The sequence below is a fragment of the Lysobacter oryzae DSM 21044 genome, from assembly GCF_059568595.1.
This window is the reverse complement of record NZ_JCANTQ010000009.1, coordinates 93,748-120,387: the sequence shown is the minus strand read 5'-3', so window position 1 is coordinate 120,387 and position 26,640 is coordinate 93,748. Positions and strand designations below refer to the sequence as shown.

Annotated in this window: 15 protein-coding genes; 7 read left to right on the top strand and 8 right to left on the bottom strand. The window is 68.8% G+C overall.

From position 1 onward, the window contains the following. Window positions 1-157 precede the first annotated feature (157 nt). Window positions 158-919 (top strand): hypothetical protein, encoded by a 762-nt coding sequence (locus BP05_RS04265; RefSeq protein WP_496360827.1) that lies wholly within the window; start codon window positions 158-160, stop codon window positions 917-919. A 26-nt stretch (window positions 920-945) separates the two neighbouring features. Continuing rightward, complete coding sequence (locus tag BP05_RS04260) at window positions 946-2,850, top strand: XVIPCD domain-containing protein (RefSeq protein ID WP_496360825.1); 1,905 nt, start codon at window positions 946-948, stop codon at window positions 2,848-2,850. A 62-nt stretch (window positions 2,851-2,912) separates the two neighbouring features. Here BP05_RS04260 and rpoH read toward each other — a convergent pair whose 3' ends face one another. After that, window positions 2,913-3,803 carry an RNA polymerase sigma factor RpoH gene (gene rpoH, locus BP05_RS04255; RefSeq protein ID WP_496360823.1) on the bottom strand — a complete coding sequence of 297 codons (891 nt, stop codon included), beginning with the start codon at window positions 3,801-3,803 and terminating at the stop codon, window positions 2,913-2,915. 198 nt (window positions 3,804-4,001) lie between these two features. Here rpoH and BP05_RS04250 point away from each other — a divergent pair, with 198 nt between their 5' ends. From BP05_RS04250 to BP05_RS04240, 3 genes are all read left to right on the top strand, one after another. Then, the gene (locus BP05_RS04250) at window positions 4,002-4,589 is read left to right on the top strand and encodes an RNA polymerase sigma factor (protein ID WP_496361504.1); all 588 of its coding nucleotides are present in this window, start codon (window positions 4,002-4,004) and stop codon (window positions 4,587-4,589) included. Next, the gene (locus BP05_RS04245) at window positions 4,586-5,071 is read left to right on the top strand and encodes a hypothetical protein (protein WP_496360821.1); all 486 of its coding nucleotides are present in this window, start codon (window positions 4,586-4,588) and stop codon (window positions 5,069-5,071) included. The genes BP05_RS04250 and BP05_RS04245 overlap by 4 nt, the downstream gene beginning before the upstream one ends. A gap of 64 nt (window positions 5,072-5,135) precedes the next feature. Next, the gene (locus BP05_RS04240) at window positions 5,136-6,053 is read left to right on the top strand and encodes a DUF4097 family beta strand repeat-containing protein (RefSeq protein WP_496360819.1); all 918 of its coding nucleotides are present in this window, start codon (window positions 5,136-5,138) and stop codon (window positions 6,051-6,053) included. 59 nt (window positions 6,054-6,112) lie between these two features. On the opposite strand, the gene ung is transcribed toward BP05_RS04240, so the two are convergent. The 5 genes from ung to rhlB all read right to left on the bottom strand — a co-directional run bounded on the left by ung (window position 6,113) and on the right by rhlB (window position 11,188). After that, entirely contained in the window at window positions 6,113-6,820 is a 708-nt protein-coding gene (ung, locus tag BP05_RS04235) for a uracil-DNA glycosylase (protein ID WP_496360817.1), read from the bottom strand. Between the two features lie 30 nt (window positions 6,821-6,850). Continuing rightward, the gene (locus BP05_RS04230) at window positions 6,851-7,693 is read right to left on the bottom strand and encodes a response regulator (protein WP_496360815.1); all 843 of its coding nucleotides are present in this window, start codon (window positions 7,691-7,693) and stop codon (window positions 6,851-6,853) included. Between the two features lie 91 nt (window positions 7,694-7,784). Continuing rightward, window positions 7,785-8,723 (bottom strand): permease-like cell division protein FtsX, encoded by a 939-nt coding sequence (gene ftsX, locus BP05_RS04225; RefSeq protein ID WP_496360813.1) that lies wholly within the window; start codon window positions 8,721-8,723, stop codon window positions 7,785-7,787. Further along, on the bottom strand, window positions 8,720-9,406 hold the full coding sequence (gene ftsE / locus BP05_RS04220) for a cell division ATP-binding protein FtsE (RefSeq protein ID WP_496360811.1): 687 nt from the start codon (window positions 9,404-9,406) through the stop codon (window positions 8,720-8,722). The genes ftsX and ftsE overlap by 4 nt, the downstream gene beginning before the upstream one ends. A gap of 96 nt (window positions 9,407-9,502) precedes the next feature. Further along, window positions 9,503-11,188, bottom strand: coding sequence for an ATP-dependent RNA helicase RhlB (gene rhlB / locus BP05_RS04215; protein WP_496360809.1), 1,686 nt, complete (start codon window positions 11,186-11,188; stop codon window positions 9,503-9,505). 245 nt (window positions 11,189-11,433) lie between these two features. On the opposite strand from rhlB, the gene trxA reads away from it, so the two are divergent. Both trxA and rho read left to right on the top strand, forming a co-directional pair. Beyond that, complete coding sequence (gene trxA, locus BP05_RS04210) at window positions 11,434-11,760, top strand: thioredoxin (RefSeq protein WP_496360807.1); 327 nt, start codon at window positions 11,434-11,436, stop codon at window positions 11,758-11,760. A 249-nt stretch (window positions 11,761-12,009) separates the two neighbouring features. Beyond that, on the top strand, window positions 12,010-13,674 hold the full coding sequence (gene rho / locus BP05_RS04205; protein WP_496360805.1) for a transcription termination factor Rho: 1,665 nt from the start codon (window positions 12,010-12,012) through the stop codon (window positions 13,672-13,674). A gap of 149 nt (window positions 13,675-13,823) precedes the next feature. On the opposite strand, the gene BP05_RS04200 is transcribed toward rho, so the two are convergent. Both BP05_RS04200 and BP05_RS04195 read right to left on the bottom strand, forming a co-directional pair. Continuing rightward, window positions 13,824-19,103, bottom strand: coding sequence for an OmpA family protein (locus tag BP05_RS04200; RefSeq protein ID WP_496360803.1), 5,280 nt, complete (start codon window positions 19,101-19,103; stop codon window positions 13,824-13,826). Next, on the bottom strand, window positions 19,100-26,584 hold the full coding sequence (locus tag BP05_RS04195) for an isopeptide-forming domain-containing fimbrial protein (protein ID WP_496360801.1): 7,485 nt from the start codon (window positions 26,582-26,584) through the stop codon (window positions 19,100-19,102). Before BP05_RS04195 ends, BP05_RS04200 begins: the two co-directional genes overlap by 4 nt. Window positions 26,585-26,640: the final 56 nt, after the last annotated feature.

Sequence of the window (26,640 nt, the reverse complement as noted above, 5' to 3'; positions counted from 1 at the left end):
GCGCTTACAACATGAGTGTCATGGAGGACTCGTGCGATATCGACATGCCTTGCTATGCGCCGCCCTGGCGGTCGCAGCCTGCACTGACCAAAATGCCGTAAAGACGGCAGACGACATTGCTCCACAGGACCCGCTTCAACCGGCCAAGGAGGCCACGATGCCTGACGCATCCATTCCCGTCCCCGTAACGCCCACGCCTGGCGAAGCCATCAGCGCGATCTTCGACAACCCTGGGGATGGCTCCGCGGCCTACGAGGTGGAGAACGGAAGCTGGGCGCACTTCTGGTACGGGCGCCGCTTCGAGGCGGCCGGCAAGCAGTACTACACCGCATTCGTCTATCAGACTCCCGAGAAGTACGGGAAGGATCCGGCAGAGGACTATCCTGATCCGGCCACACCGGCCGCCATCACGCAGGCAACATTCGTTCTCATGGACGACCGAACTGGCAAGCGCTGGAACCTGGTCGGCGCACAACGCCACATTGGCGATTTCGGAGCGTTCGAAAAGGGTCCCACGATTGATGCCGGCCGCCAGCCGGAGACGTATCGCACCGTGGACGGGCACGAGCTACTGAGCGTTGCCGCTTGGGTTGCCGCCCCCGGAGGCATCCGCCAGCAAACGGCTGAACTCTTCTTGCTCAGCCCTGCGGACTTGCGCTGGACCCATGTGGGTAGCCTCGCCACTGGTGAGGAAAACACCGCGGACTGCGAAGCCGGTGCGTCCTCGCTGGTGCGGTGCACCAGCAGCAAGGGTACGCTGCGCTTTGAATCGACTCCGGAAGCTCCGATGCCGGATGTGGTGGTCGCGCTCGCCGGCACCACCCTCGACGAACATGGCCAAGTGCGCGAGATCGACGCCCGCGCGTCCACGCGCTACCGCTTCAATGCGCAGGAGTCGCGCTACGACGCTGTGCAGTAACTCAGTGACAGGCCAAGGAGGCCTCTATGGCAAGGGACTACAGCCGCAGTGAAGTACTGGACATCATCGAAGCCGAAGCGCGTGAACGCGGCATCCCGCGCGATGATTTCCTGCGATTCGCGTACATCGAGACCGGGGGCACCTTCGACGAAACTGCCAGTCGCGGTCCTCGCGGAGCCAAAGGCCTCTTCCAGTTCGTACCGAGCACCGCACGAGCCTATGGCATCGAAGGCAGGGAACTGGATCCGGTGGTCAATACGGATGCAGCAGCACGCCTGTATCTCGAGAACCAGCGCATCCTGACCTCGCGGCACCGCGACAATCGGGCTCCCTACCTGTCCGGACAGTCCAATCCCGATGGGCTGGACATGTACCTGGCCCACCAGCAGGGCGCCGGCGGATACGCCTCGATACAGGCAGCGCTCGCCAACGGACGGTTTTCACGCGCAGATACGCGCGACAACATTCTCAATAACGTCAGTCCACGCGACGTCGAACGCGTTACGGGAAACGCCTACGGCGATTTCGCAAGGCTTTCCGACCGCGACCTCGCCAGCGTCTATGTGCGCTACTGGGATACCAAGTTCGACCGCATCCGCATTCCGGAAAAGCAGATCGAGCCGCCGGTACAGTCGGTTGCGCCGCGTGGCGTGACGCCTCCGATCGCGTCTTCTGCTCCCGGGCTTTCGCTCGACGAGGCCTATGCCCAGACCGTTCGCTTTGACCACGTGCGTTATGGAATGGGCGATAAGAACGCCGAAGCGGGGAGCATCGACTGCTCCGGCTGGGTAGTCCACCTGCAGAACGCGACCATGGCGGAGGTCAATCGTGAAGCCGGTCGATCTGTGTTTGCGCCTGCGGACCGTTTCGACAAGATCTACGATGCGGCTGCCACGATCGTGCAGAAGGCATCACGACGTTCGGGCGTAATGCTTGAAGGTGCTGCAGTAACGGCGGGCAATCTTCGCGAAGGCATGGTGATCGGCGAAGACAATGGGCCGAAGTTCGACGCCAACGGCAGGCAATGGGACGCCGGCCGCTACAAAGGCATCGACCACATCACGATGGTCGTCCGCGACCCCCATGACGGCAAGCTCATGGTCAGCCAGTCACGCGGCGGCGAAGGCGTGGAAATGATTCCACTCGACCGCTACCTGCAATCGAAGCAGAGCCGGGGCGTGGCCCTGTATGCCACGGATCCGCTGGCCAAGGCGCGGGACATGATCCAGGGCCAGGGCCAGTCGCAAGCCGCGCAGACCGCTCTTTCCACGGCAACGCAAGCCAAGCCGTCCGATGCGGCCGGCGTCGCTTCCTTGAAGACGGGCGACAAGGGGCAGGAAGTGACGCGGCTGCAGGAAACGTTGCGCCGGCTTGACTATCGCGATGCAGAAGGCCACCCGCTGGTGGCCGATGGCGATTTCGGCGATCGCACCCGGCAGGCACTGCAGGCATTCCAGCGCGAGCATGGCCTCAAGGGGCTCGGCATCGCCGGACCGAAAACCCGGGAACTGCTTCAACATGCCGACCAGCAGCTGCTCACACACCCCGGCCACCCGCAACACGCCCGCTATCAGCAGGTCCTGGACCAGGTGCACGCGGCCGAAGCGCAACGCGGCATCAAACCAGGACCGCATAGCGAGCAACTGGCGGGCGCACTGACGGTCGAGGCGGTCCGGGAACGGATCGAGCGCATCGATCGGGTGGAATTGAACGCGCAGGGCACGCTGGCGCGCGTGGTCCAGGTCAATCCGCTACGCGACGAGCCGGCTCTCAACCGGGCCACCGATGCCATCAGCACCCGCCAGGCGTCATTGCAGCCGATCGTGGAAAGCAGCCTGCAGACGCAGCAGGTGGCCATCAACGTGCGCATGCAGCAGCAGGAGGAGCAGCACCTGCTCGCACACACGCCGAAGCCGTCCCCGGTCCACTGAGGTCACGAACGAGAACGGCCCGGATGTCCGGGCCGTTCCGTTCCTTGCGCTGCGGCTCGAGCTCAGGCCGCGAACAGCGCCTTCATCTTCTTCAGCGCGTTCGCCTCGATCTGGCGGATGCGCTCGGCGCTGACGCCGTATTCGTCGGCCAGTTCCTGCAGCGTGATCTTGCTGTCCGCATCGAGCCAGCGACGCTTGATGATGTCGCGCGAGCGGGCATCCAGGTTGGCCAGGCCTTCGCGTAGCAGCTCCAGCTGGTTGTCCTCGTTGTCCGCGCGTTCGTACGCCTGCGACGGATCCTCGGCGTCGGTACGCAGGTACGCGGCCGGCGAGGGCGGTGCGTGTTCGTCATCCTCGTCGGCCGGCGCATCGAAGCCGATGTCGCGGCCGGACAGGCGCGATTCCATCTCCAGCACTTCGCGTTCGGACACATTGAGGTCGGCGGCGACGGCGCGCACCTCTTCCGCGTTCATCCAGCCCAGGCGGGTCTTGGACTTGCGCAGGTTGAAGAACAGCTTGCGCTGCGCCTTGGTCGTGGCGACCTTGACGATGCGCCAGTTCTTCAGGATGAACTCGTGCATCTCGGCACGGATCCAGTGCACCGCGAACGACACCAGGCGCACGCCCTGCTCCGGATCGAAGCGCTTCACCGCCTTCATCAGGCCGATGTTGCCTTCCTGGATCAGGTCGCCCATCTGCAGGCCGTAGCCGTTGTAGCCGCGGGCCACGTGCACGACGAATCGCAGGTGCGAGTGCACCAGGTCGCGGGCGGCGTCGAGGTCTTCTTCGTCGCGGAAGCGGCGCGCGAGCGCCTGCTCGTCCTCGGCGGTGAGCACCGGGATCTGGTGCACCGCGCCGATGTAGGCATCCAGCGAACCGAGCGCTGCCAGTCCGCTGAAGGCGGGGATCGGCAGGTTGTTGGCGATGAGGGCGGTGGAGTCGGTCTGGGTCATGGCAGGGATCTTAGCAGTCGGGGTATGGGACTGCTAAAGGGTGAAAAGGTTCCGGAGCGTTGCACTGGTGGAACGGGCCGCACCCCGACGGAAGCCTGTTCATGGGGCCGTCGGGAGACCCGGACAAGGCGGATTCTGCGGGGGCGGGCGTCACGAGCCCGTTTAAACGGCTGCGGCCGGTCCTGCATCTGTATGGCTATGCTCACCGCCGTCATGCCCATCCCGACCGACAGCAGCCCCGACGGCGGGGCCGAGGACGAGCGCGCCCTGGTCGGGGCCGCCGCACGCGGGGAGGTCGCCGCGTTCGAGGCCCTGTACCGGCGCCATGCCGGGCGCATCCATGGCGTCATCGCCCGCCTGGTCGGCGGGCACGGCTCGCGGGCCGACGACCTCACCCAGGACGCATTCGTCCGCGCCTGGCAGGCCCTGCCGGCCTTCCGCTTCGAGTCCGCTTTCGCGACCTGGCTGCACCGGCTGGCGGTCAATACCGCACTGATGGAGCTGCGCAGCCGCCGCAGCCGTCCCCAGGACGACGGCGACGAGGAGGCCTTCGACGGCCTGGGCACCCCCGACTCCGCCGGCCACGCCACCGCGCTGTCGATGGACCTGGAACGCGCCGTCGCCAGCCTGCCGCCGCGCGCCCGCGCGGTGCTGGTCCTGTACGACGTGGAAGGCTGGCAGCACGAGGAAATCGCGGCCGAACTCGGCATGGCCGTCGGCAGCTCGAAAGCGCAATTGCACCGTGCCCGGCATCTGCTGCGGACACGGCTGGAGGCACACGCATGAATACCCCGGACAACCAGAACGACTTCCCCGATGCCCTGCGCTGGCAGCTGCGGGCCCTGCGCCAGGACACCACCCCGCCGCACGACCTCTGGCCCGGCATCGCCGCACGCCTGGCACCGCAACGGGCACCGGCGACCCGGCCGCACCGCTGGCTGCGCTCGCTGGCACTGGCGGCAAGCCTGGTGCTGGCGGTGGGCACGGCCGGCTGGTTCGCGCGCACGAGCCAGGTGGCCGCGTCGCAATCCCCGACCCTGGTCCAGCGCGAAGCCGATGGCCTCGTGCGCCAGTACCAGGCGGCGCTGCAGGAAGTGCAGGCGCCGATCCCGGCGAGCCTGCAGCCCACCGCCGAAGCGCTCGATCGCGACGTCGCCGTGATCCGCGCCGCGCTCGCACGCGATCCGGATTCAGTGCGGTTGCTGGAGCAACTGCGGCGCACGTACGCCCATCGCCTGGCGCTCGCGCAACGCGTGGCCTACACCTGATCCGCCCTTCGATCCCTCGACCCGATTACCCGATTCCATGCTCACGCAGTCCCGGAGAACCACCATGTCCCGATTCCCCCTCCTGGCCGCCGGCGCGCTCGTCGCGGCTTCGCTCTCCGGCACCGCGCTGGCCGCGACACCGATCAACGAAACCCGCCCGCTGGATGCGCGCGGCCACCTGGTCGTCGAGAACCTCAAGGGCCGCATCGAGGTGCGGGCCTGGGACCGCCGTGAGGTGAAGATCGAAGGCAGCCTCGGCCAGGGCGTGGAGAAGCTGGAAATCAGCGGCGATGCCCAGCACCTGTCGGTGAAGGTGAAGTACCCCAAGACCGGTGGCCTGGGCTTCTTCTCCGGCAGCGACAAGAGCGAGCCCTCGCAGCTGCGGCTGATGGTGCCGCTGCAGGCGGACCTCGAGATCGACGCGGTCTCCGCGGACGTGGACGTCAGCGGCCTCGCCTCGGGCGAATTGTCGATTGACAGCGTCAGCGGCGACGTCAGCGTCGTCGGTGCGCCGCGCGAGGCGGTCATCGACAGCGTGAGCGGCGACCTGAAGCTGATCCTCAACAGCGCCAAGGTCAGCACCGAGAGCGTGAGCGGCGACATCGACCTGCGCGGCCGCCTCGGCGGCGAAGTGCACGTGGAAACGGTTTCGGGCGACGTCGACCTGTCCGTGCACCAGAGCAACGTGCAGAAGCTCAGCGGCAATACCGTATCGGGCGACATGCGCATCAACACCGCGCTGGCCCCGGCCGGCCGCATTGGCCTGGAGAGCGTGAGCGGCAATCTCTCGCTGCGCATGCCGGCGAACCTGTCCGCGCAGGTGCGCGGCGAAAGCTTCAGTGGCGAGCTGTACGCTCCCGACGTGCAGGTGAGCCGGCCCAAGCACGGTCCCGGCTCGAACTTCGAGCACCGCTACGGCAGCGGCAATGGTGAAATCTCGCTGGAATCGTTCTCGGGCGATGCGCGGCTGCAGTTCGACTGAGGCTACCTCGCAGAGACGAGGAAAAGTGCCGGCGCGTCCGGCACTTTTCGCTTACCGGTCTAGCCGGGCTCCGCGCGCGTCGGCAGGGACCAGTCGATGGGCTGCATGCCGTGTTGCACCAGGTAGCGGTTGGCGGCGGAAAAATGCCCGCAGCCGATGAAGCCGCGATGCGCCGACAGCGGCGACGGGTGCGGCGCCTTCAGCACCAGGTGCCGGCGCGGGTCGATCACCTTGCCCTTGGCCTGCGCGTAGCTGCCCCACAGCATGAACACCAGGTGCTCGCGCTCGCGGTTGAGCCGGTCGACGATGTGGTCGGTGAAGCCTTCCCAGCCCTTGCCCTGGTGGGCGCCGGCATGGCCTTCCTCCACCGTGAGCACGGCATTGAGCAGCAACACGCCCTGCTCGGCCCAATGCATGAGGCAACCGTGGCCGGGGCGCGGGATGCCGAGGTCGCGCTGGATCTCCTTGTAGATGTTCTCCAGCGACGGGGGCACGGCGATGCCGGGCTGCACGGAAAAGCACAGCCCATGCGCCTGGCCGGCGCCGTGGTACGGATCCTGTCCCAGGATCACGACCTTGACGTCTTCGAACGCGGTTGCGCCCAGCGCCGCGAAGATCTGCGGCCCGGGTGGATAGATGCGGGCGCCCTGCGCCGTGCGCTCGCGCAGGAACGCCGAGAGTTCGCGCATGTCGTCGCGCTGCAGGTAGTCGCCGACGCGCGACTTCCAGGAGGGTTCGAGCTTGATCCGGTCGGCCGCTTCGTTCATGCGTACAGCATAGCCACGGGTCGCGGAGGGCTAGGCGTCCAGCGTGCGCTGTTCCGGCATCCGTGCCACGCGCAGCTGGAACAGCGTCTTGGTCACCAGCAGGCGTTCCTCGATCGGCTTGAGTACCAGGTCGTTCGCGCCCATCCGCAGAAGCTCGCTCTGGTTGTCCGGATTGGCGTCGCCGGTCATGACCAGCACCGGCAGGCGGCGCTTGCCGTAGCCGAAATCATGGCGGATGCGCTTGAGCAGGTCGCTGCCTTCGAGTTCACCCTTGAGGTACACGTCGGTCAGCACCAGGTCGGCGCCTGGATCGTCGCCGCCGCGATACTGCTCGAGGTACTCGAGCGCCTCCTCGACGCCGACGAAATGCACCACGCTCAGGCCGTTGCGTTCGAGCATGCGCTTGGTCGCGAGCGCGACGACCTTGCTGTCCTCGACGTACAGCACGCGTGCGCCGGGAATCGGCTCGGGCTGCACGTAGCCGCGGATGAACGCGGCCAGCGCGCTGTAGCCCAGGCCCTTGTCGAAATAGTCGGTCACGTCCTCGGTGAAACGGCGCGCTTCGAGCGCATCCTGGGCGTTGCCGGAGACGACGATGATCGGCACGTAGGCCTGCCCCGAGGCCTCGCGCACCGTGCGTGCGAGCGCGATGCCGTCGCCATCGGGCAACACCAGCGACGTGGTGACCAGGTTGACCGCACCCTGCGCCAGGGCATTGCGCGCATCTTCGATGCTGCCGCAGGCCACCAGCTCGGCGTCGGCGACTTCGCGCACCAGCACGTCGCCGATCATCTTGCGCACCAGCTTGCTGCCATCCACAACCATCACGCGCGGGGCGGCATTGTCGAGGTGGCGCAGGTCCTGCGATGACATGGGAACTTCAGGGAGCAGCGGGCGAGCCGCGAGTGTACGCGCTGGACCCGGCGTTTACCCGGCGGTGTTGCGACGCCCGTCGTCTTTTGGCTCAGGTTTCCGTCGGACGGGTCTGGCGCAGGTAATGACCGGTCACGAAACCGGCGCCGAGCCATCCCAGCGCACCCGCGCCGAGCACGATGACCGCGGCCTGCAGCGGATCGAAACCGTGCAGGGCGAAGCTGCTGCCATAGCTGCGCGCAAGCTCGCCCAGGGGTTCGCGCAGCACCACCTCGATGAGGGTCAGCACGCCCAGCGCCGCGCCACCGGCCAGCACGCCGTAGCACATGCCGAGGTAGAGGAACGGGCGGCGGATGAAGCCGTCGCTCGCACCCAGCAATTGCAGCACGCCGATTTCGTCGCGTCGCGACTGGATGTCGAGCCGCACCGTATTGCCCACCACGAGCAGCGCGCCCAACCCCAGCAGGCCTGCGAGCACCCAGGCCAGGCGCTCGGCGAAGCGCAGCCACTGTGCGAGCCGCTCGCGCCAGCCCGCATCGTGCTGAACGACATCGGCTTCGGCGAGCGCCTGCAACGATTGCACGAGCGCCGCTTCGTCGCGCTGCGGCGTGACGATCAGCAGGTTCGGCAGCGGATTGGCGTCCAGGGCGGCGAGCGCATCGCCCAGTCCGCGCTGGCGCAGCTCTTCCAGGCCCTGTTCCGGCGTGCGCAGTTGCACGCTGGCGACGTCCGGCCGTGCCTCCAGCCCGGCGGCCAGCGCCCGTGCCCGCGCGGCGGACACGTCGGTCTTGAGGAACACGCTTACCTGCCGCGATTGCTGCACGTTGGCGACGAAGCGCTCGACGTTCTGCAGCGTCGCCCACAGTCCCAGCGGCAACGCCAGCGCGACCGCCATTACCCCGACCGTGAGCGCGGTTGCCCACGGCTTGCGCAGCATGCGGCCAAAGCTGGCCACGAGGCTGTAGGCGTGGTGGTCGAACCACATGCCCAGGCGCGACTGTGGCTTGATCGGTGCGGCTTCGACGTTCATTCGGCCAGCTCCTGCGGCGATATGTCGTCGACCAGGCGTCCCTCGTTGAGCACCAGCACGCGCTTCTTCATGCGCTTGAGCAGGTTGAGGTCGTGGCTGGCGACGAGCACGCTGGTGCCGCGCTCGGGCAGCGAGGCGAACAACGCGAGGATTTCCGCCGACAGCGTGGGATCGAGGTTGCCGGTGGGCTCGTCGGCCACCAGCAACCTGGGCTCGCCGACGATGGCGCGGGCGATGCCGACGCGCTGCTGCTCGCCGGCCGAGAGCTGCGCGGGGAATGCGTTCGCACGCGCCGCGAGGCCGACCTTCTCCAGCACGCTGCGCACGCGCTTTGCGATGTCGCCACGGCGCATGCCGCGCAGCACCAGCGGCAGGCCGACGTTGTCGGCGACGCTGCGGTCGGCGAGCAGGCGGTGGTCCTGGTAGACCACGCCGACATCACGCCGATGCAGGGCGACGCGTCCGCCGCGGACCTTGGCGAGGTTCTTCTCGCCGAACAGCACCGCGCCGCGACTGGCGCGTTCGCTGAGATGGATGAGCTTGAGCAGGGTGCTCTTGCCGGCACCGGAATGACCGGTGACGAACAGCATCTCGCCCGGGGCGACTTCGAAGCTGACATCGGTCAACGCGTGGTGACCGCTGTCGTAGCGTTTGCTGACGTTGTCGAAGCGCAGAACGGCCATTCGGTCCGGGGGTGCTGCCAGGCTGGCCGCAAGTATCGGTGGCGCGACCCGCGCTGGCTAGTCGTGGCGGCGGCCAGCCGCCGCCACGGGGCACGGTCAGTGCTGCGAGCTCGGCGCGCGCGTGATCAGCTTGCGGATGCCGTGACCGATGCGTGCGAACAGGCCGGGCTTGGCCGCTGCGGCTGGCGTGGTCGGCTTGGCCGGCACGTTCACCGCTCCGCCATTGCCTGCCTGCACAGCGCCCTCGGCCCCGTCGATGCGACGACCGCCACGACGACGACGGCGCTTGCGCGGTGCGCGTTCGCTTTCGATCTCCGCCACGGCGACGGCGGCTTTCGCCACGGCCGGCTGTTCCGCGCGCGGCGGACGCGGTGGACGCGCTTCGCCAGCGGGGCGCTCGCGCCGCGGTCCGCCGTCACGGCCGCCGCCCTCGCGGCGACTTCCGCCACCGGCGCGAGCATCACGTCCGCCGCGGCTGCGACCGCCGCCGCGACGCTCCTCGTCGGCGGCGCGCTGCTCGCGCGCTTCCTTGAAGATGGCGCCGATGCTTTCGCCGTCGTCATCCCCCTCCGCGCCGGCGGGGACTTCGCGCGGCGTGCGCGGCAGCGCGACCAACATCTCCGGCGTCACGTGCTCGCCCGGGATCTTCTGCTCGATATAGGCCTCGATGTCCGGCAGCGAGATGCCGTAGCGCTCGCAGGCGAAGCTGATCGCATCGCCTTCGGCGCCCAGGCGCGCGGTGCGGCCGATGCGGTGGACGTAGTCCTCCGCGTCGAACGGCAGGTCGTAGTTGTAGACGTGCGAGACGCCGTCAATGTGCAAGCCGCGCGCGGCCACGTCGGTGGCGACCAGGATCTCGAGCTGGCCGGCCTGGAACTTCTTCAGCAGCGATTCGCGCTTCTTCTGCGGCACGTCGCCCGACAGCACGCCGACGCGGTAGCCGGCACGTTCCAGCGCGCGCGCGACGCGCTCGACGAAGGCCTTGGTGTTGACGAACACCATCGTGCGCGCGCCCTCGCTGCGCGAGAGCAGGCCGAGCAGCAGCGGCAACTTCTCCTCGTCCGCCGGGTAGTACAGCTTCTGGCGCACGCGCGCGGCGGTCACCGTCTCGGCTTCGACCACGAGCTTTTCCGGCTCGTTCATGTGCTCGTAGGCTAGTTCGAGCACGCGGTGGCTGAGCGTCGCCGAGAACAGCAGCGTCTGCCGCGTGGTGCGCTCGGGCATGCGCCGCAGCAGGAAGCGGATGTCCTTGATGAAGCCGAGGTCGAACATGCGGTCGGCTTCGTCGAGCACGCACATCTCGCAGGCGTGCAGCGACACGACCTTGTGCTGCTTGACGTAGTCGATCAGGCGGCCGGGCGTGGCGATGATGACGTCCGCGCCCTTCTGCAGGATCTCGCGTTGCTTGTCGTAGTCGACGCCGCCGTAGACCAGGGCGAACTTGAGGCCGAGGTCGCTGCCGAACTTCACCGCGTCCTTGTGGATCTGGATGGCGAGTTCGCGGGTCGGCGCGAGGATCAGCGCGCGCGGGTCTTCCGGCTTGCGTTCGGCCAGCGCCGGGCGCGTCAGGAGGCGGTTCATCACCGCGACGAGGAAGGCGAGGGTCTTGCCGGTGCCGGTCTGGGCCTGGCCGGCGACATCGCGGCCGGCCAGCGCCAGCGGCAGGGTGAGTGCCTGGATCGGCGTGCAGCGGGTGAAGCCCGCGGTTTCGAGACCGGCGAGCAAAGTGGGGTGCAGGTCGAACGAATCGAACGTGATATCGGTTAGTGGCTTATCGCTCATCTGTGTTTCATCGGTGCGCGCGTTACGCGCTTGCATGGGGGCGGCCTGCATCGCAGACTGCCGGGGCCGGACATGGCGGGCGACGGGTTCCGGGCCCTGTTCAGCCAGGCCGGTCCGGTTGGCGCCAGGACTTGAAGCCGGCGCGAAACGCCCCAGTTTAACCCACGGTTTTGATCAGAATTTTCCCGCCCCGCCGTTTGCCGGGGCGCAACCCCCCTTTCCAGGGGGTCATCCAGGAGATTTGCGTGAGCGACAAAGTGATGCATGTCGGCGATGCCGATTTCGACGCCGTCGTGCTGGGCTCGTCGGAGCCGGTCCTCGTCGACTTCTGGGCCGAATGGTGCGGCCCCTGCAAGATGATCGCGCCGGCCCTGGACGAACTGGCCGACACCTACGCCGGCAAGGCCAAGATCGTGAAGGTCAACGTGGACCACAACCGCAGCAGCGCCATGAAGTACCACGTGCGCTCGATCCCGATGCTGCTGCTGTTCAAGAACGGCCAGATCCACTCCCAGCAGATCGGCGCGGTGGGCAAGGCCCAGCTGAGCCAGATGATCGACAAGGCGCTGTAAGGCGACCGCTCCACAGGTTCGCGGCCGCGCCCGCGAACCCGCCCCCCGGCGCCGACGGCCGCGGCGCCGCAAGATGAACCGCCACCTCGCCGCGCTTGCCGGCACGCGGCCGCGGTGCTAGTTTCGCCTCGCAGGCTTGCCGGACCCGCAATCGATCCTCCGGCGCCGCGCCCCTCTTCTCCATGACCCACGTCCCTGACGTAACGCTCGCAGCCCGCGAGCGCTCGCCGCTTAGCGAGGATTCCCTGCTTGTCCGATAACACCCCCGATTCCGGCGAAACCGCCGAGAAGCGCGTGCGCAAGGCACGCGTCGTAAAGGCCGACGCGCCGCCCGCCGCAGAACAGGCGTCCCCGGCACCCGCGCCGCCGGCCGCCCCCCCGCCGCCCGCCGAAGCCTCGGCCCCCGCCGCACCCGCCGCCGATCACGCCCCCCGCGGCAATAACGGCGGCGACGGCGGCAACGACCAGCCGCGCGACCAGCGCGAAGGCCAGGGTGGCTCCGAGGGCCGCGGCAACCGCCGCGACCGCTTCCGCAACCGCCGCGACCGCCAGCGCGAACGCTACCGCGAGGGCGGCGGCATGCAGGACGAGGGCGGCAATGCCGAACCCTTCGTCCCGCGCCCGCACCCGCAGGTGCCCGAAGGCTTCCCGAGCTATTCGCTGGGCGACCTCAAGCGCATGCCGGCCAACAAGCTGCTCGACATCGCCGAGCAGCTGCAGATCCAGGAAGGCGTCGCCCGCGCCCGCAAGCAGGACGTCATCTTCGCGGTGCTCAAGGTCCTGACCCGGCACGGCGAAGGCGTCGCCGCCGACGGCGTGCTGGAGATCCTGCCCGACGGCTTCGGCTTCCTGCGCTCGCACGAGGCCAGCTACCTGGCCGGCCCGGACGACACCTACATCTCGCCCAGCCAGATCCGCCGCTTCAACCTGCGCACCGGCGACCACCTGTCCGGCCGCATCCGCTGGCCGAAGGACGGCGAACGCTACTTCGCCCTGGCCGTGGTCGACACGATCAACGGCGAACCGCTGGAAGCGTCGAAGAACAAGGTCCTGTTCGAGAACCTCACCCCGCTGTTCCCGCGCCGCAAGTTCCGGCTCGAGCGCGGCGACGGTTCGACCGAGGACATCACCGGCCGCATCCTCGACCTGATGGCGCCGCAGGGCAAGGGCCAGCGCGCGCTGATCGTCTCGCCGCCGAAGGCCGGCAAGACCATGCTCATGCAGCAGGTCGCGACCGCGATCACCAGCAACCACCCGGACGTGCACCTGATCGTGCTGCTGGTGGACGAGCGTCCCGAGGAAGTGACCGAAATGCAGCGCACCGTGCGCGGCGAAGTCGTGTCCTCCACGTTCGACGAGCCCGCCGCGCGCCACGTGCAGGTCGCCGAGATGGTGATCGAGCGCGCCAAGCGCCTGGTCGAGCACAAGAAGGACGTCGTCATCCTGCTCGACTCGATCACCCGCCTGGCCCGCGCCTACAACAACGTGGTGCCTTCGTCGGGCAAGGTCCTGACCGGCGGCGTCGACGCCAACGCCCTGCACCGCCCGAAGCGATTCTTCGGCGCCGCGCGTAACGTCGAGGAAGGCGGCTCGCTGACCATCATCGCCACCGCGCTGATCGACACCGGCTCGAAGATGGACGAGGTGATCTACGAAGAGTTCAAGGGCACCGGCAACTCCGAAGTGCACCTGGACCGCCGCATCGCCGAAAAGCGCGTGTACCCGGCGATCAACATCAACCGCTCGGGCACCCGCCGCGAAGACCTGCTGATCGAGCCGGAGCTGCTGCAGAAGATCTGGATCCTGCGCAAGCTGCTGCACGGCATGGACGAGATCGGCGCGATGGAATTCCTGCTCGACAAGATGAAGAACACCAAGTCCAACGACGAGTTCTTCAGCTCGATGAAGCGCTGACGGAACGCACTTCGTCGCAGCAGGGACAACGCCGGCGAATGCCGGCGTTGTCGTTTTCCGATCTCGCCGGACCTCCGGTTTCCACCCTCCTCCGCTCGGCGCTTCGCGCCCGCCTCTCCCCGCCAGCGGGGAGAACGGGATGTCCGGCGTTACAGCGCGCCGACGACGTTCACGAACACGCCCTGGCGGCGATAGCTCAGGTCGGTGAGGTTGTCCGAGAAGTCGGTGAAGTTGTAGCCGACGCCGGCCTTCACGTGTTCGCCGAAGTAGCGGTACACGCCCAGCAGCATGCCGCTGCGCGACTCGTCCACGTCCGGCAGCTGCAGCCTGCGCGCTTCCAGCAGGGCTTCGTAGTTGCCGAACAGGCGCAGGTCGGTGCGCAGGATGAGCAGTTGCGCGCGGTTGTCGAAGAACTCCGGGTTCTCGCGGTCCAGGCTCACCGAACCCAGGCGGTAGGCGTACTTGCCGCCCACCGACCAGCGCGGGGTCACCGCGTAGGTGGCGTCCAGCGAAGCGATGTGGCTCTTCTGGATGAACTGCGCGGCGGTGCCGGTCAGGGTCACCTGGTCGGTGGTGGGCACGTTGTAGAAGTACGTGTACTTGGCCAGCGCGTTGAGGCGGTTGCTCGCCACCGGGCGGTAGCCGAAACCGATCACGCCTTCGGTGAACTTGCCGTCGTAGAACTGGCCCTGCGAGCTTTCGCTCTTGGAATGGTCGAACTTGCCGACCAAACGCCAGTCGTCGGACATCTGCAGCTTGAAGTTGTTGCGGAACAGCCAGGTCGTGCGCTCCACGTGCGTGGCGTCGGCGCGCTCGCTGTCGTCGGCGCGGTATTCCAGGCCGCTGGACACCTGCGTCGCACCCAGGGTGTAGGCCACGCGCACGCCGCCGGCGCGACGCTCGGTCTCGGCCGCGGTCTCGCTGTCCTGCAGCGTGCCCAGTTCGGCGTTCGCGCCCAGCGTCCAGCGTTCGCCCAGGTTCAGCGACATGCCGGCGGCGTGGGTGAGGCCGCGGGCTTCGTTGGCGTCCTGGTACCGCTCTTCGGCGTAGAGGCTGCTGCCGTCGGCGAGGCGTCGCTTCATGCCGCCGACGAGGCTGCCGCGCTGGCCGCTGATGTTGGTGCCGTTGAGGATGTCGCCGCGTTCGTTCTCCAGCGCGTAGTTGAGGTACATGGTGGTCTTGTCGGAGACCATGTAGCTGGTGCCCAGGCGTCCGCCCGGGCCGAGGTCACCCGCCGAAGCCTCGGCTTCCACGCGCAGCTTCTCGCCGATGCGCATCGCGCCACCGGCGCCCAAGCGGCCGTTGTCCTGGCGGTCGCCATCCTTCGACAGGGTCTGCTGGGCGAAGCCCCACGCGTTCCACTTGCCGGCGGAGTCGTAACCCACGTGCAGCACGGCATCGGTTCGCTGGCCCTGCTCCTGGGTGAGCGGCACGGTCGCGCGCAGGTCCTCGCGCTTGTCGTTGCGCACGCCGGCCGCCAGCTTCCAGCGGTCGTTGAGCTGGTAGCGGACGTTGACTTCGGCGGCCTCGAGCGCGAGGCCGGCATCCTGTTCGCGATGGTCGGCCTTGCCGACCACGCTGAGCTTCTCGCCGATCGGCAGGTCCAGGGTGCCGCCGTAGTAGCTGCGGTCCGAGGTCGTCGCCAAGCCCGGCGCCGAATAGCCGGCGTCCTGCGACTGCGCGTAGAGCGTGATGCGACCCTTGCCGTTCTTGAACACGTCGCCGATGCCGAGGCTGACGTCGGCGCGGTAGCTGCTGGCTGCCGCGTCGTCGAACGCCACCGGATCATTGCCCGCGAAGCCGAAGCCGCCGTCGTACGAGAACAGCGAGTTCGACGCGAGGCCCCGGGTGCGGCCGCCCTGCAGCTTCAGCCACGTGTCGGTGGTCCTGCGCAGGGTGAGGTCGGCGCCAAGCACGCTGTTGTCGTCGGCGTCGCCGCTGCTGCGGCTGCCGGTGAGGCCGAGGCCGACGTGGTCGTTGATCCACAGGTGCGCGCGGCCACCGGTGGTCAGCGTGTCGATCTCGTCGAAACCGGGCGCGTATTCGTAGCGCGCCACCAGCCACGCCTCGTCGCCGGAGAGGCCACCGTTGCGCACCAGCATGTTGTCACCGCCGCTGGACGACAGCGGCTGCGACAGCAGGATGCGACCCTGCAGGTAGTCGATGTCGTAGTCCAGGCCCGGGCGCAGCTCGACCGTGCCGGTGACCAGCTGCGAATCCTTGTCGCGCATCTCGATGCGCAGGCGCTCGGAACCGCCGAGGATGTCCTGGTTGCGCAGGTAGAACAGCGAGCCGCCGGTGCCGCGGAACTCGTCGCGTCCGCCGATCGTGCCCGGCTCCGCGGCGAACCCGCCGACCACGGCACGGCGTTCGCCGAACGCGGTGGTCGCATCCGCCTTCCATTCCGCATTGGCGCCGTACAGGCCGCGATCGACCTGGGCCATTTCGTTGCCGGCGTAGTCGGCCTGGAAGTTGCCCCACATCGCGAAGTCGTCGCCGTGCTCCGCGCGCAGGTAGAACTTGCCCATGGTCGGCGCCATCTCCTCGACGACGCCGTCGTCGCCGAAGGTCGGGTAGTGGTAGTCCGGATCGAGGCGGCGGAACAGCGCGTCGGGGGCCTTGTCGAGCAGGTTGCCGAACAGGTCCTTGACCGGGCCTTCGCGCGTGTCGGCGCTGGCGGTCAGGCGCCAGCCGTTGCCGTACTTCTGCGTGCCGAAGAACGCCAGGCGTCCGTAGAACGGGGAGTTGCGCTCGAACGCGGTGTTCTCGCCCTCGAGCAGGTCGGCCGGGCCCTTGGTGCTGTTGCTGGCCAGGGTCACGTCGGCGACGCCGACGAGGAAGCGGTCGCGCTCGCGCATCTCCAGGTCGCGCAGGTACACCTGGCCGTTGCCCTCCGGATCCAGCACCGCGACTTCGACGGTCTGCAGGCCGTCGGGCAGGATTTCCTCGGCGATGAAATCGCCCTTCGAGTCGACCGGCACCGCGCGTCCCGCGACCCACACGGTGTGGCCCTGCGGGATGCCGCTGCCGCGCACCGCGACGGTATTGGCGCCGATGCGGATGTTGCGCCGCGCGAGGTGGCTTTCGCCGTAGCCGGCCAGCGGCGGCGCGCCTTCGCCCGAGGCGACGGCGGGGACGTCGGCGACGCGGCCGTCGGCGTTCGCGTTCACCAGCCACAGCGGGCGCGGGCTGGTCTCGTCGAAGCGGCCCTGCTCGTCGTAGGCGCGCAGCACGTACTGCAACTCGCGTCCGGCGGCCGGGATGTCCACGATCGCCGGCTGCCACTCGCCGTTGCCGTCGGCATCCAGCGCCACCACCGCGAGCGGCGTGGCCTGCACGGATTGCGCCTTGTCGAGGACGCGGACTTCGGCGCGGCGGATGAAGCCGTTGTAGTTCGAATACATGCGGAAACGCACGGGCTCGTCGACCGCCGCGACCTGCGGCGAGGCCGACACCGCCAGGCGCGGCGAGGCGTGGAGGTCGTCGAACTGGAAACGAATCCCGGCATCGTCCAGCGCCACGTCGGTGCAGCGCTGCACGTCGGCCGAGCTGCGGCCCGGATCGTCGAGCGGCTTGCCATTCACCGAGATGTGCATCGGATTGAGGCCATAGGCGTTGGCCGGCGCCAGCTCGCGGTTGAGGCGGGTGATGTCGACGCCTTCGTAGTCGTCGCGCAGCACCTTCTCGTCGTACACGACCTGGACCTCGATGTAGGACTCGGGGCCCTGCACGAAGCCTTCGCTGGAGACGTCGGCCGCCTGCACGAAGCCGTGGCCCTCGTGCTCGACCTGTTCCGGCGCGAGCTGCATCAGGCTGCGGACGGTGTCCATCGCGCGGCGCGCGCGCGCCGTGGACAGGCCGATGTCGTCCTCGTACACGGACGCGGTGCGGCGATCGAGCCGCTCGTTGCCGGTGTAACCGATGAAGCGCAGGCGCACGTTGTCGCGATCGCGTATCTCGTCCATCGCGCTGCGCAGGCGGTCGGTGAGGCCGGTCGGGATGACGATCTCGCTGCCGTCCAGCGCCAGCACCGGCAGTTCGCCGCCGCTGGGCTGGTGGATGCGGGTGACGATCTCGTGATCGGCTTCCGCCGGGCACATCTGTGGTCCTTCCGGCAGCTCCTGCAGCGGATCGTCGTACCAGAACTGCACTTCGACCCGGCGGTTGAGCGCACGGCCCTGCGGCGTGTCGTTGGCGCCGATGAACGTGGTGGCGCCGCGGCCATCGCTCTGCACCGATGCCGCGGGCAGGCCCAGGGCTTCCTGCACGGCCAGCGCGGTGCGGTGCGCGCGCGCCTTCGACAGCGCGACCGCATCGCCGTAGATGCGCGCGTTGCGATCGGACAGCGCGATGTCGTCGCTGTAGCCGATGAACCTGGCGGTCACGTTCTGCTTGCCCTGCAGGTTGGCGAATGCCTTGCGCACCTGCTCGATGAATTCCGGCGTGACCTCGACCCCTTCCTCGCCGTAGTGCAGCGCGGTGACCAGGTTGTTCACCCGCGTGCGGCGCGCGTTGCCTTCCTGGAAGCGCATCAGGCACAGCTCCTGCACGCGGCAGACCTTGATCTGGCGGAATTCCTCGGTGACGACCACGTCCTTTTCCGTGGTCGCGGCCTTGGGCTGGTCGTACCAGACTTCGACCTCGACGCGGCGGTTGCGGGCGCGGCCCGCGTCCGAGCCGTTGCTCGCGACCGGCTTGCTGTCGCCGTAGCCTTCGAACGCGATGGCTTCCGGCGGCAGGGTCAGTGCGCGTTGCAGCAGCTCGGCGACTTCGCCCGCGCGCTCACGCGACAGGCCCTGGTTGTCGCCGTAGCGCGCGGCCAGTTCCGGCGACAGGCGCTGGTTGTCGGCGTGGCCGGCCAGGTGCAGGCGCACGTTGGCCTTGCCCTGCACCGATTCGAGGGCGCGGCGGATCTTGGCGATGTCTTCGTCGCGGATCCGGATCGCGCCCGAGTCGAAGTGCAGCGGCTTGATGATCCCGGTGAGCTTCACCGTCTCCATCACTTCGCCGTCGACCTGCTGCTTCTCCACGCGGTCGCCGCGCAGCTCGGTCGCGACCTTGGGATCGCGCGCGAGCGGACTGAACGCCTGGTCGCCGGGCAGGTGGCGCTCGAGGGATTCGCGGATCGGCGCGTCCTTCGGCGCCTGGTCTGCGCCGGTGGCGTCGTCGACCGTGGCATCGTCGGCGGACGTTTCATCCGTCGCGTCTTCACCCGATGCTGCTTCGCCAGCGGATGCGTCCGCAACCTGCGCCTGCTCCGCGGACGCTTCGCTGCCCACTGCGTCGTCGCTCGCCGGTATCGCAGCGGGCTCGATCGAGGCCGGGGTCGCGGCCGTCTGCGCCGCCGCCGTGGCGGTGATCAGGCACAACGCCAGCAGCGGCGTACGCAGGTTTTTCGTCAGCATGTTCATCTTCGGGCTGGTGTTCACTTGCGCGCCTCCTGGTTGCCGGCCGGCCGTTGCACCGGTGCGCCGCGGCGCCAGAAGGTCTGTTGCTCGACGGTGAGCGGGTAGCCGGCTTCGGCCTCGGGCCACGCTGCGATCACCTGCTGCTTGATCTCGGCCAGGCGCGCTTCCACCAGTGCCGGATCCTCGAGGTCGGCCAGGTACGACAGGCGCAGCACCGACCGCTCCGTCGACAGTTCGTCGATCAGCGTCTGCAGGCGCGGCTGCCAGTGGCGGCGCAGCTGCGCGCGGTCGTGTTCGAACACCTCGTCGGTGAGATCCAGGCTCACCACGCGGAACACCGAGGCACCGAAGTCGATGCCCAGCGCCTTGCCGCGGGTGGCACGGGCGATCACGGTCTGGCGGGTGGAGAGGCGATAACCGCTGGGCAGCGTGCGGTCATCGAGCTTGAGGACGAAGTTGCTGCCACGGTCTTCGTTCGGCACCACCGCGCAGGTGATGTGGTAGCGGCCGTGCTTGTCGGTGGTCGCGGCGAGGCCGTGCGCGGTCACCACGCGCACGCCGCCGATGCCGCCTTCGCCGTCGTCCTGGGTGCCGTTGCGGTTGGCGTCGTCGAACACCTTGCCGATCACGTCGGTGCAGTCGAAGGTCGGATCCGGCACCACGCGCACGGTGGCGCTGGCTTCACCGGACAACGGCCGGTCGGTGAGGCCGTTCCACACGCGGGCGCGGTTGGTGAACTCGCCTTCGCCCACGCCGGCACCCACGGACAGCAGCAGGGTGATCGCATGCTCGTCGGCGGTGCCGAACGCGACGCCGCTCCAGGTCAGCTGGCGTCCGTTCTGCGTCGGCTCGCTCGCCACGTTGTCGATGCGCGCCGACCCCGGCACGTACTTTAAGCCGGCCGGGAAGTAATCGACCGCGCGCACGTCGCGCAGCTGCAGGCCCGAGAGGTTGCGCAGGGTGATCGTGTACGGCACCAGCTGGCCCTTCACGACGTTCTTCATCGGCGTGGTCTTGCTGATCGACAGCGCCTCGCCGAGGTCGAGGTCGAGCGGGATGTGGTTGTTGAAGATCTGGCTGCTGCCCGGCACGGCCGAGTCGTCCAGTCGCAGGTGCAGGTAGTAGGTGGTGCCGGCCGAGCGCGCCGGCACCGAGACCGGCGGCGCCAGTTCGGAGGCCTGCGCTTCGCAGCGCCCGGTGGTGCCGGGGACGGCGTCGCTCATGCTGGCCGGGCAGGTCGGGACCACGAACGCGGCGGTCGTCGCGTCCGACGTCGGCGGGATCAGCGCCGAGGCGCCGGCGATGTAATCCGGCGACGGCGGCGCCACTTCGATCACGTAGCTGCTGCCCGATGCGCACATCGGATCGGCGAAGTTCAGGTCGAAGCGGTAGAAGCCGCCCTGGCGCGTGACCTGGCCCTGCTGCGCGGGATCGGCGAAGCACGCGGCCGGCAGCGCGGACACGCCGGCCGCATCGAGCAGGCGCAGGCGCGCACCGGTGATCGCGCCACGGTTCATCGACTCGTAGATCACGCCGTTGGGTTCGATCGGCAGGTTGAGGTTGGGCAGGTTGCTGCCGGCCGGCACGGCGATCGCGTGGATGCGCTGCAGGTCGTTGCTGAAGACCGAGTGCGCGTAGCCGAGCTTGGCCGTGGTCGCGGTGGCGCCGGGCGCGGTGAAGCGGACCTCCAGTGCGTCGGGCGAGCCGGCGTTGGGCGCCACGTTCGCGATCTGCCAGTTGCCGTTGGCGTCGGTGATGGTGCTGCGCTCGAGCTGGCTGTTGCGATACAGGCCCACGCTCCAGCCGGCGAGCACGCGCTCGCCCGCATCCGTGGTCCGGTTGAAGTTGGCGTCGTGCCAGGCGCGGCCGCTGAGCACGCCGACGCCGATCCGGCCGCCGACGTCGAAGGCGACGCTCGCGCTCGCGGTCTGCGCCGGGTCGTTCCAGTTGACGACACCGGTGTTGGTCACCCGCGTACCGGCGGCGAGACCGGCTGCAAGGGTGGCGCGGAAGCGCAGCGTCGCCGATTCACCCGGGGCGAGATCGCCATGGCTGCCGGCGTAGTCGGCGGTGATCGCCTGGCCGCTGACGCTGACGCCGGCGCTGCTTCCGTTCAACGTGGCCGAGCCGTTGACGTAGCTGAGCTGGCCCGCCGCCGTCGCGTTGAGGTCGTCGACGATGCGCACCAGCGTGGCGGGCACGGTCGCGATGTTGCGCACGATGACCAGGTATTCGAGTTCGGCGCCCGGCAATGCCGCGCCTCCGCCGACCACGGCCACCTGCTTGTTGATGGTGAGCATCTGCATGCCACCGACGACCACGACGGTCGGCTCGGGACCGGTCGCGGGATCGCCGTCGCCGTCGGTCAGCAGCGGCGGCTGCCCGCTGCTGAGCACGCGCGCCTGGTTGACGATCAGCGTGCCACCGGCGGTGCCGGCGTTGACGCGCAGCTCGAACTGCACGGTCGCCACCTGGCCCGGGTTGAGCGTGCCGATGGCGATGCCCGCCGCCAGCGGCGACACGCCGCCGTCCGGCCGGCCCACGGGCTGGCCGTTGACGGTGAGCGAATCGGCCACCCACGTGGTGTATTGCGGCACGTCGTCGCGCAGCACCACCTGCGTGGCCGGCGCCTTGCCGTTGTTGTAGATGCGGATGGTGTAGCGCAGCGTGTCGAGCGGATCGACCACGCCCGGCGCGCCGGCGTCGACGCGCAGCGCCGCGGCCTTGTCGGCGTACAGCAGCGCCACGTTGCCGACCACGTCGCGGGTCGGGTCATTGACGATCGGCGTGCGCGGATCGTCGGAGGGGACTTCGTTGCCGACGTCGGTGCCGGTGACGAAGGCCTGGTTGGCGATGACGGTGCCGTCCGCCGCGTCGGCATCGACCACCACGTTGAACGTGAGCGTGGCGACGTTGGCCGCGGCATCGGCCGGGTTGTCGGCGCGGACCACGCCGGCCGTGGTTTCGGCGGGCGAGGTTACCGCGATGCCGTTGATCAGCGGCGAGCCGTTGGCGCCATCGGCCACCGCCACGCCATTGAGCGCGGTACTGCCGGCGACGTAGGTGGTATTGGCCGGCACCAGGTCGCGCAGGGTCACGCCGTGCGCATGGTCGGTGCCGATGTTGCGCACGGTGATCGTGTAGCGCAGCGTGTCGCCGGCCATCAGCAGGTTCGGGTTCGCGCCGAGGTAGGCCGAGGTCTTCTGCACGACCAGCTGCGGCGCCGAGTCGATCGGCAGGCGGGTCGGATCCTCGTCGCCCGCGACATCCGGATTGGCCGCGCCATTGACGCCCGGATCGTCGCTGAGCGCGAGCAACGCGGTGCCGAACTGCGCACGCGCCTGGTTGAGGACGACGCTGCCGTTGGCGATTACCGGCGCCAGCTGCACGCGGTACTCGATGGCCACGGTGTCCGAGCCGCTGCCCGCGGCGCCCAGGGTGAGATTGCCGATGTCGATGCGGCCGGTGCCCTTCGCGCCGCCGCTGGCATTGGTGTTGTCGGTCGCACCGGCCGGCAGCGCGCCGACCAGCGCGAGCGTGCCCGGCACGAACTTCGCCGGGTCGTTGAGCGCGTCGATTTCGTCGACCAGCGAGAGGCCGGCGGCGCTGACGTCGCTGAGGTTGGTCAGCTGCAGGCGGTACTGCACCACGTCACCCGGGCGCGCGGGCGTCGGCGTGACCACGGTCTTGGTGAAATTGAGGCGCGGCGGATCGGTGAGCAGCGAATGGACCGCGGGGCCGGCGCAGTAGTCGTTGGGCGCGGCGATCGTCGGGCAGCCGGCGCCGTGGCGCTCGTAGGCGCTGCTGCCGGCCAGTCCCGTCCACTCCACCACCACGCTGTTGCTCAGCGTGGTCAGCGCCGGGACGTTGGGCTGCACGCGCACGTCGTAGCTGAGCTGGACCGACGCGCCCTTCGCCACGCTGATGTCCGGGCTGCCCGCGGCCGCGCTCCAGGTGAGCACGTACGGATTGGCAGTGCTGCCCGCACCCGTGACCTGCGGCGCGCCGACCGTGTTACCGGCTCCGGTCACGGTCGGGTTGCCGGCGTATTCCAGGCCGGCGGCGAGCGTATCGACCAGGCGCACGTCGAATGCATCCGAGGCGTTCGCGTCCGTGGCCGCGGTCAGGGTCACGGTGTAGCGCACGATGTCGCCGCCCTTCGCGCTGATGCGGTCGCCGGTCTTGGCGACGGTGAGGGTCGGTTCGATGATCGTGAACGTGGCCGGCGTACTGACCAGCGGCGCGACCGCGCTGCCGCCCGGGCTCGTCGCGTAGGTGTAGGAAGCGGTGTTGCTGACCTGCATGCCCTGCTGCGCGCCCGCCAGGTTGCGCACGCGTACGCGCAGTTCGATCGTCGCCTGCTGGCCCGCGGGGATCTGCGGGATGGCGACGTTCATCTGCGTCGGCGTGCTGCCGGTGGTGGTCGCACCGGCGGCGCCGGTGACGGTCGCGGCCACGAACTCGAGGTTGGCGTCGAGCGCGTCGGTCACCGCGACGTCGTACAGGGTGCTGCTGCTGGGCGCGCTCGGCACCGTGATCGCGTACGTGACCTCCTGGCCGATCGTCGCGCCCCCCGTCGTCGGGGACAGCAGCTGTTTCGCCGGGCGCGCGCCTGGCGTGATCACGGTGGTGGAGACCGGCGCGGTGACGTAGTCGTTGAGCAGGCCGATGCCATCGACGCCGGTGCGCTCGGCGGCAACCGCGCCGTCCAGGCCGGTCCAGCGCGCGACCACGGTGTTGGTCAGCTGCTGGTCGGCGAGCACGGAACCGAGCACGCGCACGTCGTACGACACCTGCACCGACTCGCCTTCGGCGAGGTCGATGTCGGCGTTGCCGGCGGCGAGGCTCCAGACCAGCGCCTGCGGCGCGCCCGCGCTGCCATCGCCGGTGATCACCGGCGCGCCCAGCGTGTTGCCGGTGCCGGTGACCACCGCGTTGCCGGCGTACACCAGGCCCGCGCTGAGCGTATCGGTCAGCGACGCGTCGAACGCGCCGGAGGCATCGGTTCCGCTGGCGGCCGTGAGCGTCACGGTATAGCGGATGACGTCGTTGGCGGCCGCAGTCGCGCGGTCGGCGCTCTTGGCGATCGTCAGCGTCGGCTCGACGATGTTGAAGGCAACAGGATTGGTCACCTGCGCCGGCTCGCGCGCGCCGCCGTCGGTTTCCGCCCAGGTGACCGCAGCCGTGTTGTCGACATCGACGCCCTGCTGCGCGCCCAGCACGTTGCGCACGCGCACGCGCACGTCGACGAACGCCTGCGTGCCCGCGGGGATCCGGTCGATCGCGATCGACACCTGCGCGGCGGTGCTGGTATCGGCCACGCCCGCGCCATTGACCACGCCACCGACAGTCACCGTCGCGGCGACGTATTCGAGGTTGGCGTCGAGCCCGTCGACCACCTGCACGTCGTACATCGGCGCGTTGCGCGGCTGCCCGGGCACGGCGATGCGGTAGACCAGCTCCTGGCCGATCGTGGCTTCGCCATTGGCCGGCGCCAGCAGCGCCTTGGTGGGCGGCACCGGCGGCGCGGAGATGCGCACGACGGTGGGATCCTCGTCGTCCACGGCGGGATCGGGGTCGGCCTGGCCGTTGACGGTCGGATCGTCGCTGTCCGCGAGGAAGCTGCCGCTGCTGCTGAGCAGCTGCGCCTGGTTGACCACGAGGTGGCCGTGCGCCAGCGTCGGCAGCAGGGTGACGTTGAATTCGACCCGCACCTCGCTGCCCGCGGCGACATCGATGTTGCGGATGTCGATCAGGCCGGTGGCCGGATTGCTGTTGTTGACCGCGCCGGCCGGCAGCGAGGTGAACGCCAGCGAGCCGGGCACGAAATCCGCCGGCAGCTGGTCGCGGAAGATCGCGTCGGCGAAGCCCGAATCCGTCGCCTGCAGGCGCAGCGTGTAATGCAGCACGTCGCCCGGCACCGCGGTGCGCGCGGGGTCCGCGCCGCTGGTGAGGTTGCGGACGGTCTTCTCGTAGAAGTAGCCCGACAGCAGCACCGCGAGCGAATGCGCGTCTTCGTGGTCGTCGACGCCAACCGTGCCGTTGGTGAGCGTGCGCGTGATCTCGACGCGCGCGGGATTGCCGCTGTCGTCGTTGTACCAGCGCGTGGCGCCGGCGATGTTGGTGAGCGTCGCGCCGTTCTGGCTGTTGGCGTCGAGCTTGGTGCGGTAGTCGACGACGAGGTGCTGGCCCGGCGCGATCGGTCCGGCCGCGTCGAGCAGCGTGAGGCTCATCTCGCACGTTGGCGCCGCGGTGTACGCGAGGGTGTATTGCGTGCCTTGGGCCAGGGTCGTGCTGCCCAGGCGCACCGAAGTGACCTGCGGCGTCAGGTCGCACATGCCGCCGTTGGGGCCGTCGGGCAGGCGGTCGAGCAGGGTGACGTTCCAGGCGTCGAACTGGCCGGTGTTCACCGCGTCGATGGTGAAGTCGCCCCATTCGCCGAGGTTGAGCGTCGCGCTGCCCAGGGCCGCGCTGCCGCTCTTGTTGACGACCAGGTTGGGCCCGGCGATCACCGCCGGATTGGAGACGCCGTTCTCGCCCGGTAGCGGGTTGTAGAACGTGCCGTCGATCAGGCGCCCGAACTGCCAGATCGCGGTGTTGACGAAGGACTTGCCCAGCGTGTTGACCGCCGGGTTGTCGTCGAGGACCACGGTCATGTCGATCGCGAGGCGTCCGCCCTTGGGCAGGATGAAGCCCGGCGGGAAATGGAACTCGACCAGCCCGTTGGCGTTGACGACGATGTTCGGGTTGATTTGCGCGCCCAGCGAGGTACACGTCAGGTCCGTGCACCAGCGCACGCTCGGGGTGCCGACCAGGCTGAGGTCGACGCCGGTGCCCGGGATCGTCACCGGGTACGTGGCCGGCGGGGTGCTCGGATCGTTGTCGTCCGGACCGTTGACGGTCACGGTGACCGGATCGATGCCGATGTTGTCGTACAGGGTGATGCCGTGCAGGTCGTCCTTCGACTCGCCGGTGAGCACGACGGCGCCAGTCTGCGGATCGATCAGCACCGGTATCAGCAACCGGTAGTTGAAGGGCACGCCGACGGCGGCGAAGTCCGGGCCGCGCTTGTTGATGGATTCGACCGGGATCAGGACGTTCTGGCAGTCCTCGCGGAACTTCGGCACGTCGGAGTTGACGAACCAGATCTTGTTGTCCTGCACGTCGTTGCAGGCGATGTTGCCGCTCCAGTAGACGTTGTCGAAGATGACCAGCTTTTCCTGGCCGGGCTTGTACTGGAGGTTGGCGCCGAAGCCATCCGGCGGATAGGCCGAACGCGGGTAGTTGCGGACGATGCACACGAGCGTGTCGACCTCGAGCTGGCTCGGGTTGACCGCGCCAGGCAGGCTGCCATCCAGGATGCCGCCGAAGTCGGAGCATTTGACCGACTGCGCGTACGCGCCGAACGACATGCCGAGCAGCATCAACAGCGCGCACAGCCGGACGATCCAGCGCCTGCCTGCTGCCGTGCCTCGTGTGCTTCGTGCGAATCCCGGACCCATGCCTCTCACTCCATTCATGCCATGCAAGCCACCGATGGCCATGAAAGGAGACCGAG

Bases quoted from the DNA above. Each gene is read 5' to 3' on its own strand.
- BP05_RS04250 (WP_496361504.1), top strand. From the start codon at position 4,002: ATGCTCACCGCCGTCATGCCCATCCCGACCGACAGCAGCCCCGACGGC.
- rpoH (WP_496360823.1), bottom strand. From the start codon at position 3,803: ATGACCCAGACCGACTCCACCGCCCTCATCGCCAACAACCTGCCGATC.
- rhlB (WP_496360809.1), bottom strand. From the start codon at position 11,188: ATGAGCGATAAGCCACTAACCGATATCACGTTCGATTCGTTCGACCTG.
- BP05_RS04230 (WP_496360815.1), bottom strand. From the start codon at position 7,693: ATGTCATCGCAGGACCTGCGCCACCTCGACAATGCCGCCCCGCGCGTG.
- ftsE (WP_496360811.1), bottom strand. From the start codon at position 9,406: ATGGCCGTTCTGCGCTTCGACAACGTCAGCAAACGCTACGACAGCGGT.
- ftsX (WP_496360813.1), bottom strand. From the start codon at position 8,723: ATGAACGTCGAAGCCGCACCGATCAAGCCACAGTCGCGCCTGGGCATG.
- BP05_RS04195 (WP_496360801.1), bottom strand. From the start codon at position 26,584: ATGGGTCCGGGATTCGCACGAAGCACACGAGGCACGGCAGCAGGCAGG.
- BP05_RS04265 (WP_496360827.1), top strand. From the start codon at position 158: ATGCCTGACGCATCCATTCCCGTCCCCGTAACGCCCACGCCTGGCGAA.
- ung (WP_496360817.1), bottom strand. From the start codon at position 6,820: ATGAACGAAGCGGCCGACCGGATCAAGCTCGAACCCTCCTGGAAGTCG.
- BP05_RS04260 (WP_496360825.1), top strand. From the start codon at position 946: ATGGCAAGGGACTACAGCCGCAGTGAAGTACTGGACATCATCGAAGCC.
- BP05_RS04240 (WP_496360819.1), top strand. From the start codon at position 5,136: ATGTCCCGATTCCCCCTCCTGGCCGCCGGCGCGCTCGTCGCGGCTTCG.
- BP05_RS04245 (WP_496360821.1), top strand. From the start codon at position 4,586: ATGAATACCCCGGACAACCAGAACGACTTCCCCGATGCCCTGCGCTGG.